Origin of the sequence: Brachybacterium sp. FME24 (assembly GCF_014897705.1) — a bacterium.
GTDB lineage: Bacteria > Actinomycetota > Actinomycetes > Actinomycetales > Dermabacteraceae > Brachybacterium.
Genome location: NZ_JABUXV010000002.1, coordinates 208,127 through 224,828, shown reverse-complemented (window position 1 = coordinate 224,828; position 16,702 = coordinate 208,127). Strand labels below are relative to the sequence as shown.

At 70.6% G+C, this 16,702-nt stretch carries 18 protein-coding genes; 8 read left to right on the top strand and 10 right to left on the bottom strand.

Annotation, left to right across the window (positions count from 1 at the left end; genetic code table 11):
- Nucleotides 1-30: 30 nt before the first annotated feature.
- Nucleotides 31-561 (bottom strand): glyoxalase/bleomycin resistance/extradiol dioxygenase family protein, encoded by a 531-nt coding sequence (locus tag INT51_RS03055; protein ID WP_193103731.1) that lies wholly within the window; start codon nucleotides 559-561, stop codon nucleotides 31-33.
- 117 nt (nucleotides 562-678) lie between these two features.
- On the opposite strand from INT51_RS03055, the gene INT51_RS03050 reads away from it, so the two are divergent.
- Together INT51_RS03050 and INT51_RS03045 are read left to right on the top strand one after the other, a co-directional pair.
- Nucleotides 679-2,805 (top strand): S9 family peptidase, encoded by a 2,127-nt coding sequence (locus INT51_RS03050; protein WP_193103730.1) that lies wholly within the window; start codon nucleotides 679-681, stop codon nucleotides 2,803-2,805.
- Between the two features lie 137 nt (nucleotides 2,806-2,942).
- On the top strand, nucleotides 2,943-4,805 hold the full coding sequence (locus tag INT51_RS03045; protein ID WP_226831896.1) for a serine hydrolase: 1,863 nt from the start codon (nucleotides 2,943-2,945) through the stop codon (nucleotides 4,803-4,805).
- Nucleotides 4,806-4,820: 15 nt separating this feature from the next.
- On the opposite strand, the gene INT51_RS03040 is transcribed toward INT51_RS03045, so the two are convergent.
- Nucleotides 4,821-5,309 (bottom strand): glutathione peroxidase, encoded by a 489-nt coding sequence (locus tag INT51_RS03040; RefSeq protein WP_193103728.1) that lies wholly within the window; start codon nucleotides 5,307-5,309, stop codon nucleotides 4,821-4,823.
- 440 nt (nucleotides 5,310-5,749) lie between these two features.
- On the opposite strand from INT51_RS03040, the gene INT51_RS22630 reads away from it, so the two are divergent.
- Complete coding sequence (locus INT51_RS22630; protein WP_193103727.1) at nucleotides 5,750-7,333, top strand: HNH endonuclease; 1,584 nt, start codon at nucleotides 5,750-5,752, stop codon at nucleotides 7,331-7,333.
- 62 nt (nucleotides 7,334-7,395) lie between these two features.
- Here INT51_RS22630 and INT51_RS03030 read toward each other — a convergent pair whose 3' ends face one another.
- A complete protein-coding gene (locus INT51_RS03030) occupies nucleotides 7,396-8,370 on the bottom strand; it encodes an aminoglycoside phosphotransferase family protein (protein ID WP_193103726.1) in 975 nt (324 codons plus the stop codon).
- 178 nt (nucleotides 8,371-8,548) lie between these two features.
- Here INT51_RS03030 and INT51_RS03025 point away from each other — a divergent pair, with 178 nt between their 5' ends.
- Nucleotides 8,549-9,286 carry a glutamine amidotransferase gene (locus INT51_RS03025; protein WP_193103725.1) on the top strand — a complete coding sequence of 246 codons (738 nt, stop codon included), beginning with the start codon at nucleotides 8,549-8,551 and terminating at the stop codon, nucleotides 9,284-9,286.
- Between the two features lie 88 nt (nucleotides 9,287-9,374).
- Nucleotides 9,375-10,256, top strand: coding sequence for a GH25 family lysozyme (locus INT51_RS03020; RefSeq protein ID WP_193103724.1), 882 nt, complete (start codon nucleotides 9,375-9,377; stop codon nucleotides 10,254-10,256).
- Between the two features lie 57 nt (nucleotides 10,257-10,313).
- Here the strand turns inward: INT51_RS03020 and INT51_RS03015 are convergent, their stop codons facing one another.
- Together INT51_RS03015 and INT51_RS03010 are read right to left on the bottom strand one after the other, a co-directional pair.
- Nucleotides 10,314-10,763, bottom strand: coding sequence for a hypothetical protein (locus INT51_RS03015; protein ID WP_193103723.1), 450 nt, complete (start codon nucleotides 10,761-10,763; stop codon nucleotides 10,314-10,316).
- A gap of 154 nt (nucleotides 10,764-10,917) precedes the next feature.
- Nucleotides 10,918-11,658, bottom strand: coding sequence for a thioredoxin domain-containing protein (locus INT51_RS03010; RefSeq protein WP_193103722.1), 741 nt, complete (start codon nucleotides 11,656-11,658; stop codon nucleotides 10,918-10,920).
- Nucleotides 11,659-11,847: 189 nt separating this feature from the next.
- Between INT51_RS03010 and INT51_RS03005 the strand changes: the two genes are divergently transcribed.
- Nucleotides 11,848-12,357: a GNAT family N-acetyltransferase gene (locus INT51_RS03005; RefSeq protein ID WP_193103721.1), complete on the top strand. Its 510-nt coding sequence runs from the start codon at nucleotides 11,848-11,850 to the stop codon at nucleotides 12,355-12,357.
- Between the two features lie 11 nt (nucleotides 12,358-12,368).
- Nucleotides 12,369-13,079 carry an ATP-binding cassette domain-containing protein gene (locus INT51_RS03000; protein ID WP_193103720.1) on the top strand — a complete coding sequence of 237 codons (711 nt, stop codon included), beginning with the start codon at nucleotides 12,369-12,371 and terminating at the stop codon, nucleotides 13,077-13,079.
- A gap of 16 nt (nucleotides 13,080-13,095) precedes the next feature.
- Here the strand turns inward: INT51_RS03000 and pdxH are convergent, their stop codons facing one another.
- The 5 genes from pdxH to INT51_RS02975 all read right to left on the bottom strand — a co-directional run bounded on the left by pdxH (nucleotide 13,096) and on the right by INT51_RS02975 (nucleotide 15,901).
- Nucleotides 13,096-13,764 carry a pyridoxamine 5'-phosphate oxidase gene (gene pdxH / locus INT51_RS02995; RefSeq protein ID WP_193103719.1) on the bottom strand — a complete coding sequence of 223 codons (669 nt, stop codon included), beginning with the start codon at nucleotides 13,762-13,764 and terminating at the stop codon, nucleotides 13,096-13,098.
- A 49-nt stretch (nucleotides 13,765-13,813) separates the two neighbouring features.
- Nucleotides 13,814-14,143 (bottom strand): transcriptional regulator, encoded by a 330-nt coding sequence (locus tag INT51_RS02990; protein ID WP_193103718.1) that lies wholly within the window; start codon nucleotides 14,141-14,143, stop codon nucleotides 13,814-13,816.
- Entirely contained in the window at nucleotides 14,143-14,664 is a 522-nt protein-coding gene (locus INT51_RS02985) for a hypothetical protein (protein ID WP_193103717.1), read from the bottom strand. The genes INT51_RS02990 and INT51_RS02985 overlap by 1 nt, the downstream gene beginning before the upstream one ends.
- Before the next feature lie 92 nt (nucleotides 14,665-14,756).
- Nucleotides 14,757-15,062, bottom strand: a complete 306-nt coding sequence (locus tag INT51_RS02980; protein WP_193103716.1) for a hypothetical protein — start codon at nucleotides 15,060-15,062, stop codon at nucleotides 14,757-14,759.
- 143 nt (nucleotides 15,063-15,205) lie between these two features.
- On the bottom strand, nucleotides 15,206-15,901 hold the full coding sequence (locus INT51_RS02975; protein ID WP_193103715.1) for a transcriptional regulator: 696 nt from the start codon (nucleotides 15,899-15,901) through the stop codon (nucleotides 15,206-15,208).
- Between the two features lie 217 nt (nucleotides 15,902-16,118).
- Here INT51_RS02975 and INT51_RS02970 point away from each other — a divergent pair, with 217 nt between their 5' ends.
- Entirely contained in the window at nucleotides 16,119-16,697 is a 579-nt protein-coding gene (locus INT51_RS02970) for a GNAT family N-acetyltransferase (protein ID WP_193103714.1), read from the top strand.
- Nucleotides 16,698-16,702: the final 5 nt, after the last annotated feature.

The following is a 16,702-nucleotide window of genomic DNA, read 5'->3' as shown; positions in this document are numbered from 1 at the left end:
GAGCGCTTCGCGCTGGGTCCGCCGTGCCGGTCAGCGGTCCGTCGGCGGGGTCAGCTCCTCCATCGCCCGACAGATGGTCGCGTGCACATCGCTCTCGTGCTCCTGCGCTGCGGCCTCGGGATCCCACTCCAGCGCAGGGGCGTCGGCGTCCTCCGGGCCGAACAGCCACCACACGTTGTGCCACGGATCCTGGAACCGGGCGATCGTCGAGCCGTAGAACGGGGAGACCTCCGTGATGATCCATGCCCCCGATGCGCTCGCCCGCCGCAGTACTTCGCGGGGGTCCTCGACGTTGACCTGGAGGAGCGCGGGGGTGAAGGGCCAGTCGGGCTTGGAGTCGACGACCATGAGGCATGAATCGCCGATCCGCGCCTCGGAGTGGATCAGGAGTCCATCGGTATCGATGGCGTGGGCCTCGGGCGTCTCGACCGCGTCGAACACCGCGCCGAGGAACTCGAGGAAGGCACGGGCCCCGCCAGGGCCTGTGACGGCGGCGAAGGGGTTGAGGCTGCCGTAGCCGCCGGTCAGTCGGGAGGTCGGGGTGATCAGTGAAGAGGTCATGGACCGAGGGTCTCCCGCAGGGCGGACAGGCCCTGTCCGCGGAACGGCTCGGGTCCTCGAGCGTCGGCTCTCCGCATTCCGGAGGCGTCCCCGCGTTCCCATGCATACCCTGTCCTCATGGTGACGACACTGCCCTACGGGTCCTGGCCCTCTCCGATCTCTGCTGAGCTGCTCGCGACCGGGGGCACGAGGCTCGGTGCCCCGCGCCTGGTCGACGACGCCGTGTGGTGGACCGAGGGCATCGCGACCGAGGGGGGTCGTCAGGCGATCGTGCGCTCTGCCGGACCGGTCGCCCTCCCTGATCCGTGGGACGGCACCGCCGGTGCGGAGCAGGCCCCGACGGACCCCGTGACCGTGCTGCCCGCCCCGTTCAACGCCCGCTCCCGCGTGCACGAGTACGGCGGCGCGAGCTGGACCGTCGTCCCCCCTGCCGCCACCCCCGCCACGGCCACCGAACGCACCTCCCCGCTGGTGGTGTTCGTGAACTTCGAGGACCAGCGGGTCCACGCCGTCCGGGAGGGCGAGCAGCCGCGCCCGCTCTCACCCGTCGGCCCCGAGGTCGAGACCGCGCACGGACCCTCCCTGCGCTGGGCCGACCCCACCGTGGTCACCCTCGCCGACGGCACGCAGGAGGTCTGGTGGATCTGCGAGGACCACACCGGCGGCGACCAGGGCCCGCGGCTCGACGCCGACGGCGCCCCGCACATCGAACGCTATGTCGCGACCGTTCCCCTGGACGGCTCCGCCGCGGAGGATCCGTCGGCCGTTCGTCGGGTCACGCCTGCCTCCCGCTTCGTCGCCCATCCGCGCGTGAGCCCCGACGGGTCGAAGGTGGCCTGGCTGAGCTGGGAGCACCCGCAGATGCCGTGGGACGGCACCGAGCTGCACGTGGCGACCCTGATGGCCGGCAGCGCGGGGATCGGCGAGGTCGTCCTGGGCGGAGCGGAGACCTCCGTGCTGCAACCGGAATGGCTCGATGACCACCGTCTGCTGATCATCTCCGATGCCTCCGGCTGGTGGAACCCCTGGGTGTGGTCGGCCGCCGACGGTGCCCGACAGGTCCTCGAGCTCGACCAGGAGTTCGCCGGAGCCATGTGGGCGCTCGGCACCACCTGGTACCAGGTGCTCGACGCGGATCGCGCCCTGGTGCAGTACGGCCGCGCCGCAACCGGCCTCGGCGTGCTGCGCGTGAGCACCGGCGAGCTGACGCCGCTGTCATGCCCGCTCACCCACCTCACCGCCGCCGAACTGCGCGCCGACGGCCTGCTGCTGCTGGCAGGATCGTCGCCCACCGAGTTCCCCGCGATCCACACCGCGCTCCTCGACCTGCCGACGGGGCCAGAAGAGACCTCGCCGTCTCTCTCGCCGCTGCGCCTGCTGCGCTCTTCGCGAGCCGACGCCCCGAGCAGGGCCGTACTGCCCATCGGCGAGAGCATCGAGGTCCCCCTCGACGGCGGTGGCGTCGTCCACGCGATCATCTATCGCCCCCACCAGGAGGGCCTCGCCGGCCGAGAGGGAGACCTGCCGCCCTTCATCGCACGCGTGCACGGCGGGCCCACCGGGCACGTCCCCCCGGTGCTGTCACTGCCCACGGCGTACTACACCTCCCGCGGCCTGGGTGTGGTCGACGTCAACTACGGCGGCTCCACCGGGTACGGCCGCGAGTACCGCAACCGCCTGCGCGGACAGTGGGGAGTGGTCGACGTGCACGACACCGTCGCAGTCATGGAGCACCTGGTGGCCCAGGGGATCGCCGATGGTCGACGACTCGCCATCGAAGGCGGCAGTGCTGGTGGGTGGACCACTCTGGCCTGCCTCACCCGCACCGACACCTTCGCCGCCGGCGCCTCCAGCTTCGGGGTCGCCGAGCTCGAGAGGTTCCGGCTCGACACCCACGATTTCGAGTCCCGCTACATCGACGGACTCGTCGGCCCCTACCCGGAGCGCCGCGATCTGTACGTCGAGCGCGCCCCTCTCAGCCACGTCGAGGAGCTCGAGGTCCCCGTGCTGCTGCTGCAGGGCGACGAGGACCGCATCGTCCCACCGAGCCAGTCCGAGCTGTTCCGCGACGCGCTCGCCGCCAAGGGCATCCCGCATGCCTACCTGCTGTTCGAGGGGGAGCAGCACGGGTTCCGCAAGGCGACGTCGATCATCCGAGCCACCGACGCCACGCTGTCGTTCTACGGCCAGGTGCTCGGTTTCAGCCCGCCCTGCGTGCCGGTGATCGAGCTGGAACGGGACTGAGGCCGCCAGTTGTGACGGTTGCCACATCGTGGCTCGCGTCGATACCGTGGTCGACGGCGCGCGGCCCCGACGATGAGTCCCGACGAGGGGTTCTGCACCGTCGGCCTCCCGCGGGCGACCCGATGCGAAGGAGCTTCATGGACCCCCAGATCACCCGTCGGACGGGACTGACCGCGACCGCGCTCGCGGCGGCCACCACCGTGGTCGCAGCGCCGGTGGCGGCCTCGGCGAAGGGCGACCCCGCCCCGCACAAGGGGAAGCCGGCCGCCAGCACGGCCCGGGCCGCTCCGAGCTGGCGCCCCGGGGGGCCGCACCCGCACCCCTGGGACCGGCGCGGTTCCGGGAAGACCCTGCGCGAGACCGATCCAGGGTCCGTCGGGCTGGACGCCGAGACGCTCGAGGCGCTGCCAGGGATCATCCGGGCCGGCCTGGACCATGACCCGCCACGGTTCTCCGGGGCGTCCGTGCTGGTCGCCTCCCAGGCGGGGATCGCCATCGAGCATGCCGACGGGTACGCCCTGCGATGGAAGGACGCGACCGCGCAGCTGCCGGAGGCGCAGTGGCTCCCCGCGCGCACCGACACGATCTACGACCTGGCCTCGATCTCGAAGATCTTCACCGCGACCTCGGTGATGCAGCTGGTCGAGCAGGGGGCGCTGTCGCTTCAGGACACGGTCGCCTCGCATCTGCCGAGGTTCGCCGAGAACGGGAAGGAGCAGGTCACCGTCCAGCAGCTGCTCACCCACGTCGGCGGGCTGCCCGCTTTCATCAATCTCTACTCCGCCCACCCGGACGTCCCCTCGCGCGTGGACGCGGCGCTCACCGTCGCGCCGAAGACGCCGCCGGGGGTGGCGTATGTGTACAGCGACCTGGGGCTGATCGCGCTGGGCCTGGTCGTCGAGAAGCTGTCCGGGCAGAGCCTGGACGAGTACGTGCGCGAGCACATCACCGATCCGCTGGGCATGGCCGACACGATGTACAACCCGCCCGCCGAGCTGCGCGATCGCATCGCCGCCACCGAGTACATCGAGTACTACGGGGAGCTCGTGCACGGCCATGTCCACGACGAGAACGCCTATTCGCTGGGCGGGGTCGCGGGCCACGCGGGCGTGTTCTCCACCGCCCGCGACCTGGCGGTGTTCGGGCAGATGTTCCTCGGCGGCGGACGCTACGGCAACGCCCGGATCCTCGAGGCGGCGACGGTGCAGGACATGTTCACCGACCGCATCGGCGAGATCACCGGAGTGGGCGGCGCACGCAGAGGTCTCGGGCCGGAGCTGGAGGCCTGGTACTACCACGCCGGTCTGACCAGCCCCTACAGCGGGACGCATACCGGGTTCACCGGTACCTCCCTGGTCATCGACCCGCTGACCGACACGATCGTCATCATGCTCGCGAACTCGGTGCACCCCACGCGGGAGTGGTCCAGCACGTCGGCCACCCGGCGCGAGGTCTCCACCTGCGTTGCGCAGGCCCTCGGCGTGGTGCCGCGAAAGCTGCGGGACGGCTGGCACGCAGGCCACGAGGACGAGACCACGGCGACACTCGCGGTGGCAGTGGACCTGCCGGGCACGGAGGCCGGGTCGGGATCGGGTGCGGGGTCGGGCCCCGCGCTGGTCCTGGACCTCTTCGCCCACCTCGAGACCGCATACGACGTCCTCACCCTCGAGGCCTCACAGGACCAGGGCTCGACCTGGGCCCCGCTCGCCGGCACCCTGGAGGCGAAGCACCAGGAGCCGGTGGAGGTGCCCGACGGGCAGATCACCGGATGGGGCCGTAGGCAGCACTGGACGGGGACGTTCCCACTGGTCAGTGGCGCGGACTCGCTCGTCGGCGAGGTGCAGCTCCGGCTGGCCGTGACGACCGACGCCGCGACCCGAGGGCTCGGCGCCTGGGTCGGGAGAATCCGTGTGGCCGACGGTCACGATGTTCTGCTGGACACGGCGCGCGCCGAGGATCGCGAGCAGGTCGTGGCCGACGGGTGGATGCTGGGCGAGTGAGCTGAGCGGGCGGTCTCAGGCCTGCGTGGCCAGAGCCTTCTCGATGTCGTCGGCGATGTCGGCGGGCTCGACGTCCGAGGCGTAGCGCCCCAGCACGGTTCCGTCGCGCCCGAGCAGGAACTTGGTGAAGTTCCAGCCGATCTCGTCGGCCGGGATGTCGCCGTGCGGGCCGGTGAGCCACTGGTACAGCGGGTGCGCGCCCTCGCCGTTGACCTCGACCTTCGCGAACATCGGGAACTCGACCCCGAAGTTCACCTGGCAGAATTCGGCGATCTCGGACTCGGTGCCCGGTTCCTGGTGCATGAACTGGTCGCACGGGAAGCCGAGGACGGTGAGGCCCTTCTCGTGGAAGCGCGCGTACAGGTCCTGCAGCCCGGCGTACTGCGGGGTGAATCCGCATTTGCTGGCGGTGTTGACCACCAGCACGACGGAGCCGACGTAGTCGGCGAGGTCCTTGTCCTGCCCGGTGATCGTGGTCGCGGTGAAATCGGCGAGTGTCGTCATGGGTCCATTGTGGCCCTCCGGGGTGCGAAAGGGGTGTGGGGAGGGGTGGCGCCCTGTGCCCACCGTGCCGCTCCCCGTCCACCAGCCATGTCTCGCCGCCCACCGCTCCCGAACGGCATCGGGTTCTTTCCTCCCCACACCCTCACTATTCATATTTGTAAATACGCACGTGTGCGGCCACCGAAGAATACTGTGAACCCGGCATGGAGTACCTGCGTGCGGCGCCGGCAGCCTTTCCTCCCCAGTGGGTTGTTATCCACATTATTCGATCGCATCTTGTGCATCCCCGTCGGATGTGCTGGCCATGACTGCAGTTCATCGGCAATATGTGCGCCGCTACCGTGCCGTGGGTTGTGGAGGAATGGTCCGCTGCGCCACGACGTTATCCACATTCCGTGAAAGGGGTTCTCAAGCGTGGCGATACGAGTGAAGATGGGGGCATGTCGATCTCGCAGAAGGCCCCCGGCGCCGCGGAAGAGTCCCCGAACACTCCGTGGACTCTGGACGCCGTGCGTGCGGCCGGCGTGGACGGTCTCGCGCAGATGCTGGGGGATGTCGGGTTCATCCTCGAGGAGCTCGCGAAGGAGCCCGGCGACCTGTTCGAGACCCGCGCGACGGCGCGCAGCCACCTCGCGCACCTGCTGGTCTCCGAGCAGGTGATCCGGGGCGCGCAGGACGCCTTGGAGGCGCACACGGTGGTGGCCCTCGCCGAGGTGACGCGCCGCGAGCAGGCGGGCGCGGCCCGGAATGCCGCAGCCCACGAGGATGCTGCCGTGCCCTCGTCGTCAGTGCTGGACAAGCACGCCGATGGGATCGCACGTCGGGACCTGTCGCTGATCGCGCGATGTTCGCCCTCGGCCGCGGGCAGCTCGCTGGCCTCAGCGCGGCGGCTGGTCTTGTCGATGCCGAACATGGTGACGGCCCTGGCGACGAGGAAGATCCCGGCGCAGGTCGCGTACGCGGTCGCGGGGGCGACGTCGGTGCGGGACGAATCGCAGCGGCACGAGGTCGACGAGATCCTCGCGCAGCGGTTGCCGAGGCTCGATGGTGCCGGGGTACGGCAATGGCAGGCAGAAGTGGCCACCGCGATCATGGAGTTGGATCCCGAGGGCGCCGTGGTGCGCCACCGCCGGGCGCGGAGGAGGCGTGGCGTCACGCTCACGCCCAGGGAGAACGGCATGGCGAACATCTATGCGCAGCTGCCGGCCATCGATGCCCGGTTGCTCCACAAGCGCGTCTCCCTGGAGGCCGAGCGCCGCCGCGCCGAGGGTGCGGACGACGGCCACGGTGCCCTGATGGCAGATGCACTGGTCGATACCGTGCTGGGACGCGAGGGGGCTATGGAGGCAGTGGAGCTGGACCTCGGGGTGATCATCACCGACCGGGCCCTGTTCCGCCCCGACTCCGGTGATGCCGCGCAGATCGAAGGGTATGGGCCGGTTCCGCCGGAAGCCGTGCGCGCACAGTTGCGGTCCGCGACAGCCCTGCCCAAGGACTCCGAACAGGACCCGTTCGGGGCCGACGGCCCGGCGACTCGAGCTGTGATCCGCCGCTTGTACACGCATCCCACAACAGGGGAGCTGGTCGCCGTGGAATCCCGCGGTCGAGCGTTCCCGCCCGCGATGGCGAAGTTCCTGACCTGGCGTGATACCTCATGTCGCGGCCCGTTCTGCAACGCCCAGACCCGCCAGCATGACCACATCATCCCGTTCGCCCGGGGCGGTCCCACCAGCGTGGAGAACGGGCAGGACGCCTGCGCGCACTGCAACCAGAAGGAACTCGACACCCTCAGCGTCGAGCGCATCGACGATCCCGGCCACCCCGGACACCGCGTCGCCTGGACCGGGCACGCCGGCATCACGAGGGTGACCGGGCCGACCCCGCTCGTGCGCCCACCGCGCTCCGCCGCCCCCGACACGACGACCACCACCGAATCTGCCGCTACGAAGGCGGGAACGCCAGAGCGAGCGTCGCCCGGCGATGCTCCGCCGGGCGAAATATCCCCAGGCCACGCGGCGGCGTGACGCAGCGCCTCGCGACTGAACCGGAGGGTGGCGCCACAGACATCACGGCCTCACGGTGCCTCTCACTCCACGCCGTCGGCCGCCAGCCGCAGCGCCGCCCGCGCAGCTCCGTCCATGGTTCCTGCCTCTTGCACGCACCGTGCGAACAGCCACCGCCGAGCTCGGGCCGGATCCAAGCCGGTCAGCTGTGCCATGCGATCGGCGAACGCACCCGGCTCCGCCACCAGCCGATCGCTGTCGTTGAGCATGTGCTGCAGCAGGTCGTAGTGCGGATCGCCGACGTACGGCTTCGGATCGATCAGCACCCATTCCCGCTCCGCGCCCTCGCCGCGAGCCAGCACGTTGGACGGGTGGAAGTCGGTCGCCAACAGCACCGCCTCACCGTCCCACTGCCTCGGCAGTTCGCGGAACAGCGTCAGACCGTGCTCGACGAGGTCGCGAGGCAGCGGCGAGTCACCCGTATCCCCAGCATCCGCGCGTGCCTGTGCTTCGTCGGCCCACCACGCGCACATGTGCGAGAGCGGACGGAACCGCGCCGCCTCGGCCGGCGAGAACACATCTCCCGGCGGGAACCACATCCGTCGCAGCAGCCCCGCGACCACCTCGTCACGTTCCGGCCAGGAGAGCAGCTCCGCGAGCGGCGTCCCGGGCAGGACCTGCTCCATCAGCACCAGCGAGGTCTGCCCCCTGATCTCACTGCGCCGCACCTCGGCCGCGCCGCGCCCCTGCCACGCAGCCATCCCTGCGGCCTCGTCCCGCGACTCCTCATGCGCCCACGCGACCTTCAGGACCAGAGCCGTGCCGTCCCGGTCGCGCACCGGCGCGACCCACGCCGACGAACCGCCCGGCAGGTAGGGGGCCGACGCGACCAGCGACCACGTCTCGAGCACCTCCTCGACGAGCACCGGCAGCCCCGCCCGCCAATCCGCCAGACCCTGCTCGCCCCCGTCTGCCAGGCGAGGCGGCAGCGGATGCCCGGCAACGAGGATCCCGGCGGTCGAAGGCCCACCCGGGTCTCCAGCGTCACCGCCGCTCATTGCCTCGCCCCGGTCTCCCCGCCGCCATGCACTCTCGCGAGCCCGTGCACAGCGAGGCGCTGTGCCAGCGCGAAGGTGGTCGATGCAGTCATGGATGCGGTCATGAGGTCTCCTTCGACGGTCAACAGCGGCACTCGCGCAGGCGAAGACGCCCAGCGCGTGCCGCTAACATTCTCGCGTGAAACCGTTCGTGCAGATAGCCACCCGCCCTGAAGACGACGTCGCCCTCACCGAGAGAGCCGCCGTCCTGGCCTTCACCGGTCTGCGCGAGGATGACCTCCTCTGGGCCCGGCTGGACCGCGACCCCTTCCCCGACCTGCACGCCGAGGACATCTCCGGCATCATCCTGTGCGGCAGCCCCTTCACGGTCTCCGAGCCGGAGGACTCCAAGTCGAACGAGGAGAAGCGCGCCGAGGCGGAGATCTTCTCCGTGCTGGACCGCGTGGTCGCCGAAGACATCCCCTTCCTCGGCGCCTGCTACGGCATCGGCACCCTCGGCACCCACCAGGGCGCAGTCATCGACCGCACCTTCGGTGAGCCGCTCGGCGCCGTCGAGGTCACCCTCACCGCCGACGGACGACAGGACCCCCTGGTCAGGGAGGCAGGACTGCGCGACACCTTCACCGGACTCGTCGGTCACAAGGAGGCCGTGCACACCCTCCCGAGCCATGCGAGCGTGCTCGCCACCGGCGCCACGGCACCGGTGCAGATGTTCCGCGTGGGCACCCGGCAGTACGCCACCCAATTCCATCCCGAGCTCGACATCCCCTCGATCATCGAGCGGGCCCGTGCCTACCGCGACCACGGATACTTCTCGCCCGATCAGATGGAGGACATCTTCACCGCCCTGAAGAGCGAGAGAGCGGACGAGCCTCCGAAGCTGCTGCGCGCCTTCGCGACACTGTTCGCCCGCTGACCCGATCGTCGCCGGGCGGCCGAGCGAACGGTGCTGCGCCGCCACGTCATCCCGCTCCCAGTGCTCACGCTCCGGTAGCGTCACGGCCGTGCCCCGATTCACACCTGAGCAGGTTCGACGCCGTCAGCTGGTCGCTGGCGCCCTCGCGTTGACTCTCCTGCTGGTCCTCGGTGGCTGCACCGCCGCGCTGATCGGCGCGATACGCGGTGGCGGGGACGGATCCACCACCCAGCGCGAGCCGTTCCGGGCCGACGACGACGCCATGGCGGTCGGCACCACTGCGGAGGACGCCGCCGCTCTCGGCAATCTGCCCGGCGGCATCGCGCTTGCCGAGGACGAGGTCATGGGCGTGGATGTGTCCGCCCACCAGGGGGAGATCGCCTGGGACCAGGTCGCCTCCGACGGCTACGCCTTCGCCTACATCAAGGCCACCGAGGGCACCGGGTTCACCGACGCCGCCTTCGGCCGGAACTGGGACGGCGCCCGCGCCGCGGGAGTCACGCCGGGCGCCTACCACTACTTCACCCTGTGCTCGTCGGGCGCCGAGCAGGCCGCGGACTTCCTCGCGGCCGTCCCCCCGGACGACTCGGCCCTGCCGCCCGCCCTCGACCTCGAGTTCGACGGGGCCTGCGAGGAGCGCCCGGGAGGGGTCGATGCTCAGGCCGAGATCGACGCCTTCACCGCTGCCGTCGAGGAAGCCTGGGGCCGTCGTCTGGTCATCTACTCCTCGTCCGAGTGGCGCAGCCACTACGGCCTGCCGGTCACCGATCCACGTCCGGACTGGCTGTTCGCCCAGGACGGGCGCCCCCGGCAGGCAGACTGGGCGGTGTGGCAGCTCCGCTTCGACGGGAACGTCTCGGGCATCGAAGGTGGTGTGGACATCGACGTCGCCCGCATCGAACTGCTGCGTGACGGGGCTGCGATTCCTGAAGGAGACGGTGCAATCGCGCACGAGGTGGACGGCGAATAGCGCACTCCCGCACCAACCGGGAGATGCGCCGGGGCGGGCGCGCCAGGAAAGCGGGTGCTACGAGGGGAGGTCGTAGGTGACGGCAGTCTCGCGCTCGAGGGCCGCGACGAGATCATCCAGGATCGCGGTCCACTGCTCGAGCAGGCTCTGTCGTTCGACGGCGTCCACCAGTCGCTCCTGGTGGATCGCGATCGTCGTTCCGGCCGAGGCCTCCAGCAGAGTCACCTGGAAGACCGTCTCGTGGTCGAGGGCGACAGGTGTCCAGTACATCCGCACGCGGCGACCCATATGGCAGCCGACGATGCGGCCCCGCACACTGCCGTTGTGACGCAGCGGCGCCCCCACCAGCTGCGGGATGGAGTCGACCTCGAGCCACTGGGGCAGCCATTCGGCCAGGAGCCGATGCCACACATCCGGCGCCGTCGCCGCGACGGTGCGTCGGACGCCGAGCTCCCAGCCGGCGTCGCGGGTGAGGCCGAGGGGATCATGCCTGCGCAAGGTGTGCATACGGCCACCCTAGGGAGGCCGATGGGGAGCAGGGAGGGACGCGCCGAGGCGTCCACAGCTGTTCGCCACCTGGTCCTCGCGCCGTTACCTGGGTGCCGCCGTCGGTGAGGGAGCGACGTCCCGGGTCGCCGCGGATGCCAGGTCTCCTGGAGTCTCAGGACCCTTCGACAGCGGCCTTCACGGCGCCGGTCTCCGTGATGTCCCCGGTGAACTGCTCCCCGTCGATCAGCACGGTCGGGGTGCCCTCGGTGTTCTCGAGTGCCTCGGGCTCGACGATCTCCTGGACCCAGGGGATGTAGGTGCCCTCGGTGACGCAGGAGGCGATGTCCACACCGGTCGCCTCGCCCACCAGGTCGGTCAGCTCCTCATCGGTGAGGCCGGCCTCCCCGGGCTGGGAGCCGAACAGCGTCGCCTCGGCCGAGAACCACGCGCCCGGGTCCGCATCGTAGGAGTAGGCGCAGATCGCGGCATTCGCGGCGCGGCTCGAATATCCGGCAGGCGCGGAGTTGGCGTCGAGCATGGGACGCGGATGCATGCGCAGCGTGATCTCCCCGTCGTCGGCCATCTGCTGGAGGTCCTCGCCCTGGGCGTCGTGGAAGGTGGCGCAGTGCGGGCACAGGAAGTCGACGTAGACGTCGACGACCGGCCCGTCGGCAGCCGTGCTCAGCTCGAGGTACGGACCCTCGATGTCGACCTCCGGGGGCAGGATCAGCTTGCCGGAGGAGGATTCGGACTCGGACGCCGAGGGGCCGCCGTCACCCTGCTCCTCGGAGTTGTTCGCGAACAGGACGCCGCCGATCACGAGCGCGAGCACGACGATCAGTGCCAGGCCCAGGCAGGCGACACCCGCGACGATGCCGATGATGAGCGGGGTGCGGGAACGGGCCTGGGTCATGGGGCACCTCGGTGGCTGGGTCAGTGGTGACGGGGGTATGTGGTGGCGGAGTTCGTGGCACAGGTGTGCAGAGCACTGAGAAGTGTATCGAGGAGGTGTGGTCACGGTGGGCGACCGCGCGTCGGATGTCCCTCCCGTACGACAGACTGGAGTCGCTCCCTTCGACGGAAAGACACGGAAAAAGCTGAGATGACCTCCTGGACCACCCGCCCCGAACGCCCGGACGACGCCGCCGCGATCCACGCCGTGAACTCCGCAGCCTTCCCCACCGAGGAGGAGGCGGAGCTGGTCGAAGCGCTGCGCGAGGACCCGTCGGCCTGGATCGACGGCCTGTCCACCGTGACCCTCGACGAGGAGGGCCGCATCGTGGCGCACGCCCTGCTGACCCGCGCACCCGTCGGCGGCGAGCCCGCGCTGGCCCTGGCACCCTGCGCGGTGCTGCCCGCGGCCCAGCGCCGAGGGGCGGGATCCGCTGCGATCCGCGCTGGCCTGGAGGCGGCGCGGGCACTCGGCGAGAACCTGGTCGTCGTCCTCGGTCATCCCGAGTACTACCCCCGCTTCGGCTTCACCCCCGCCTCGGCGTTCGGTATCACCGCACCCTTCGAGGCGCCCGACGAAGCCTTCCTCGCGCTCGCGCTCGACCCATCGCGCCCCCTGCCCCGCGGCCAGATCATCTACCCCGCAGGCTTCGGGATCTGAAGGCCGACGAGGTGGAGGCGCCCCTGCTCCCGCTGCGAGAGGTGCGCCGGCACGAGCTCGCCCCCGTCGATCCGCACGTCTGGCCCGCGACGCTGCCGCCGGTGCGCCAGATCCTGTCCGACGGCCTCGAGCTCGGGCAGGTCACCGTGCTGACCGGGGACAACGGTGCCGGGAAGTCCACGCTCGTCGAGGCGATCGCCGGTGCGTACGGGCTGAACGCCGAGGGTGGTGGCACGGGCGCGATGCACTCCACCCGCGTCACCGAGTCGCCGCTGGCCGAGCACCTGCAGCTCGTGCGCGGCGCCGGGGCGTCGAAGAAGGGCTTCTTCCTGCGGGCCGAGACCATGCACTCGCTGTTCACGTATTACGAGGAGATCGGCGTCGGCGGCATGATGCACGAACGCAGCCACGGAGAATCGTTCCTCGCGCTCGTCGCCGAACGCTCACGGATCCGCGGACTCTGGATCCTGGACGAGTCCGAGTCAGCGCTCTCCCTCAGCGGCTGCCTGGCCCTGCTCGGACTGCTGCGGGACCTCATCGAGAACGGCTCGCAGATCCTCCTGTCCACCCACTCCCCGGTGCTCGCCGCCCTGCCCGGCGCGGACCTGTACGAAGTGGGGGAGTGGGGGCTTCGCGCCGCCGCCTACGACGACCTGGACCTGGTGCGCACCTGGCGCAGCTTCCTCGGGGCCCCGCAGCGGTTCCTGCGCCACCTGGACTGACCCGCCTCCGGGCGCGTCAGGGCTGCAGGCGGTGCCGCTCCCAGGAGCCGTCGGCGGTGAGCGCGTACTCGATCCGGTCGTGGAAGCGGTTCTCACGCCCTTGCCAGAACTCGAGGTGCTCGGCCAGCAGTCGCATCCCGCCCCAGAACTCCGGTCGCGGCACCTCGAGGCCCTCGAACCGCGCCTCCACCTCGGCGTACTGCGCGTCGAGATCTGCGCGGGAGGTGATGGGAGCGCTCTGGTGCGAAGCCCAGGCGCCGAGCTGCGAGCCGCGGGGGCGCTGCGCCCAGTACGCGTCGGACTCCGCTCCCGGAAGGTGCTCGACGCGTCCCTCGATCCGCACCTGCCGCTGCAGCGAGTACCAGGGCAGCAGCATCGCGGCGCGCGGGGTCGCATCCAGCTCCGCGACCTTCGATGAACCGAGATTCGTGTAGAAGAGGAAACCGTCCTCGTCGTGGCCCTTCAGCAGCACCGTGCGCGAACGCGGACGCGGACTGCCGTCGGCACCCAGTGCCACGGTCGAGAGCACCACGGCAGAGGGATCCGAGAGGTCGCCATGCTCCGTGCGTCGGGCGAAGGCGTCGCCCATCCAGACGTCGAACAGGGCCAGCGGATCCGCAGGGGCGTCATCGGCCAGGGACCCGGCGAGGTAGTCGAGGCGCTCATCGGCGAGGCGGTCTGTCATATCGGTGATCCTAGGACGTGCCCGGTGGTCCAGGCTGACGCCGCTGGGATCATCCGAGGTTCATGGGGTCGCCGTCGGCGATGTTCCGCAGAGCGGCCAGATGTGCCTCCAGGGCTGGTCGTCCGGTGCGGGTGAGCGCGACCCAGGTGAGCCGGCGGGCGTCCGTGCGCTGGGGGGACGCCTCCTTCCGCACTCTCACCAGGCCGGCATCGGAGAGCACCTTGAGGTTCTTGGAGAGGTTCGCGTCCCGCAGGTCCAGCGCCTCGCGGATCACGGAGAACTCGAGCTCGTCGACCTGTCGCAGCAGGCCGCAGATACGCAGCCGCACCGACGCGTGGATGACCTCATGGAACGCAGGAGCCGGCGACGAGGAGCTCATCACCGGGCGTCGGAGGGTCGGGCCAGCTCGGCGCGCAGGACGGCGTCGTAGCGCCGGCCCAGCACGAGGGTCGCGGTCGCGGCGAGGGCGGCGGGGATCAGCACCCACCCGGGGGAGAGGCCGGTGAGCTTGACGACGAGGCCGCTGGCCATGGCCATGATCATGAGGACGACCAGGATGATCAGGAGGCGCTTGCTGCGAGGGCCCGCAGGGTGGGTCACGGTGACCCCCGAGTGTCGGCTGTAGGCGATCACGAGGAACGGCAGGGCGATGATGGCCAGGGGCAGGATCATGACGGTCCCGGGGCCCGACAGTGCTTGGGAACCGACGATCACGGCCACGATCAGCGCGAGGATCGGGTGGTACCACCACGGCGTGACGACGCGATCGGCCAGGCGTGCGCCGTCGGCATCGAGGTCGGCCAGGGCCACGCGGGCCTCCGCGGTGGTGGGGGAGGAGTGGTGCAGGGGCTCCTCGGGCTCCGGCTCGAGGTGCCGCGGCGCACCGGCATCGTTTTCCATAGTGGAAAGTCTACAGGTGACTTGCCGAAGTGGAAAGACATGGGGCGGGTGAGGCAGGGTGCTGCGGACGGTGTCTCGCGCTCCCGGACGTCTCAGGCGGCTGCGAGGCGTCCGTTCCCGTGGTGGCGACGGCGATGCGTGCCGCGCTCCCGGCGGGGCAGGCTGAACGGCGTCCGACGGGCACGGGCCGACTGCGACGATCCTGCCTGCGCTGGCTCGGGCGCCGTTGCGAACTCCAGGGTGCTCGGGTCGAGCCCGCGCTCGGCGGCGCCGGCCTTGGCGGCGCGCAGGGCGTGCAGTGCCGCGACATCTCCCCACGTCTCGGGCAGGGGGCGGTACTCGATCAGGTCGGCGGAGGTGGCTCGGGTGCGGCTGGTGGCTATGGTCGCGTTCTTCATGCCTCTACGATCACCGGGATCGGGGGTTGCGCACGTCCACCTGAGAGCGCGGGGCGGTCATCCCCCGGGGTGATTCCGGAGGCCGACGGCCCACGACCCCAGGGGGAATCCCGCCTGGGGCCGCGAGCTGCGAGGGGACCGGCTCAGGAGGCCGGGATCTCGAAGTCGTAGCGGAACTCCGGCAGGGTCTGGTCCTCGCCGATGACCTCGGTCGCCGGACGGATGTACGCGGCCTTGTAGGTCTCCTGCCGGGTCAGGGCGGTGAACGCCATCCAGAGAGGCCCGGACGCCCCGTCGGATCGCGACGGCAGCTCGAGCGGCGTCAGGCCGGCGTCGGCGATCTCGCTGTTCAGGCCGCTCTTGGCGCGGTCCTCGACGCCGTCGACGACGAGATAGAACTCGTTGGTCGAGAGGGCGCCGCCCCACTCCCCGCTGGGCGTGAACTCGAACTGCAGGTAGACCACCTCGCCGCCGTCCTCGACATAGCCGGCGTCGATCGACGTGGGATTGTCGCGCTTCGCGGAGATGAGGGTGAACTCGTCGCCGAGGTCGGCGTCCGAGAAGGTCTCTCCGATCTGGACCTCCGTGCCCGCGGAGCCCGCAGCGGCGCCCGCCCCGTCGGACTCGTCCTCGGTGTCGCTCTCCTCGTCGGAACCGCCGTCGGACTCGTCGTCGGCCCCCTCCTGGTCGGGGCCCTCCTGTCCCTCCTGGCCCTCGTCCTCACCGTCCTCCTTCGGCGGTTCGTCCTTCTCGTTGCCGAAGCTGAAGCTGCAGCCCGACAGGGCCAGCAGAGCGAGACCGCCCACGGCGGCGCGTCGGGTGATGAGTGATCGAGTCATGATGTTCCCCCTGGAAACGTGTCGGGACCAGCGCAGGCTGGTCGGTGGAGTCTCCGTCGCCCTCCCCCGGGCGGCGGCCTGTGCTCGTCCTCGACGCTAGCTGGGTCGCGACGCTCTGGCGATGGGGAGGGGAGCATGGGGAGAAGTCCCCACAGGGCCCTCCTGCGGACGTGAGTAATGCCTGGCGCCCTGACCGCGCATCGCCTTTCATGGGGTGATGGGACAGCAAGGCATCCAGACAGGGCCCGTCCTCGAGAGCGCGAGACTGCTCCTTCGCGGATGGCGCCTCGAGGAAGCCATCGTCCAGCGCGAGCTCTGGGCCGAGCGGGACCCGCGCGTTCCGGCGCATCGTCGGATCGGGGCCGACGGGCGCCCGAGCGTCGGCGACCTCGAGGAGCGGATCCGACGCAGCGCGGTGAGCCCCGGCCTCGGTCTCGGGCTGCTCGCGCTGGAGCGGAAGGGCGAGCGGGACGTCATCGGGTACTGCGGACTGGTCGAGGACGGCGCCGGCTCGGTGGCCCTCGGGGCGGACCGTCCGGGACCGGAGATCGCGTTCGAACTGCTGCGCAGGGCGCAGGGTGCGGGCTATGCGACCGAGGCCGGCCAGGCCGTGCTCCGATGGGCGAGCGCAGCGGGCATCGAGCGTGTGCAGGCCACCGTCTGGGCGTGGAACGGCGCCTCGCGCCAGGTTCTGGAGAAGCTGGGATTCGTCGAGACGGATCGGAGGGGATCCGCCACAGCGGAAGCGGCCGACGGATCCGACGGAGACATGCTGGTCCTCGTCAGAACTCTCTGACCGGC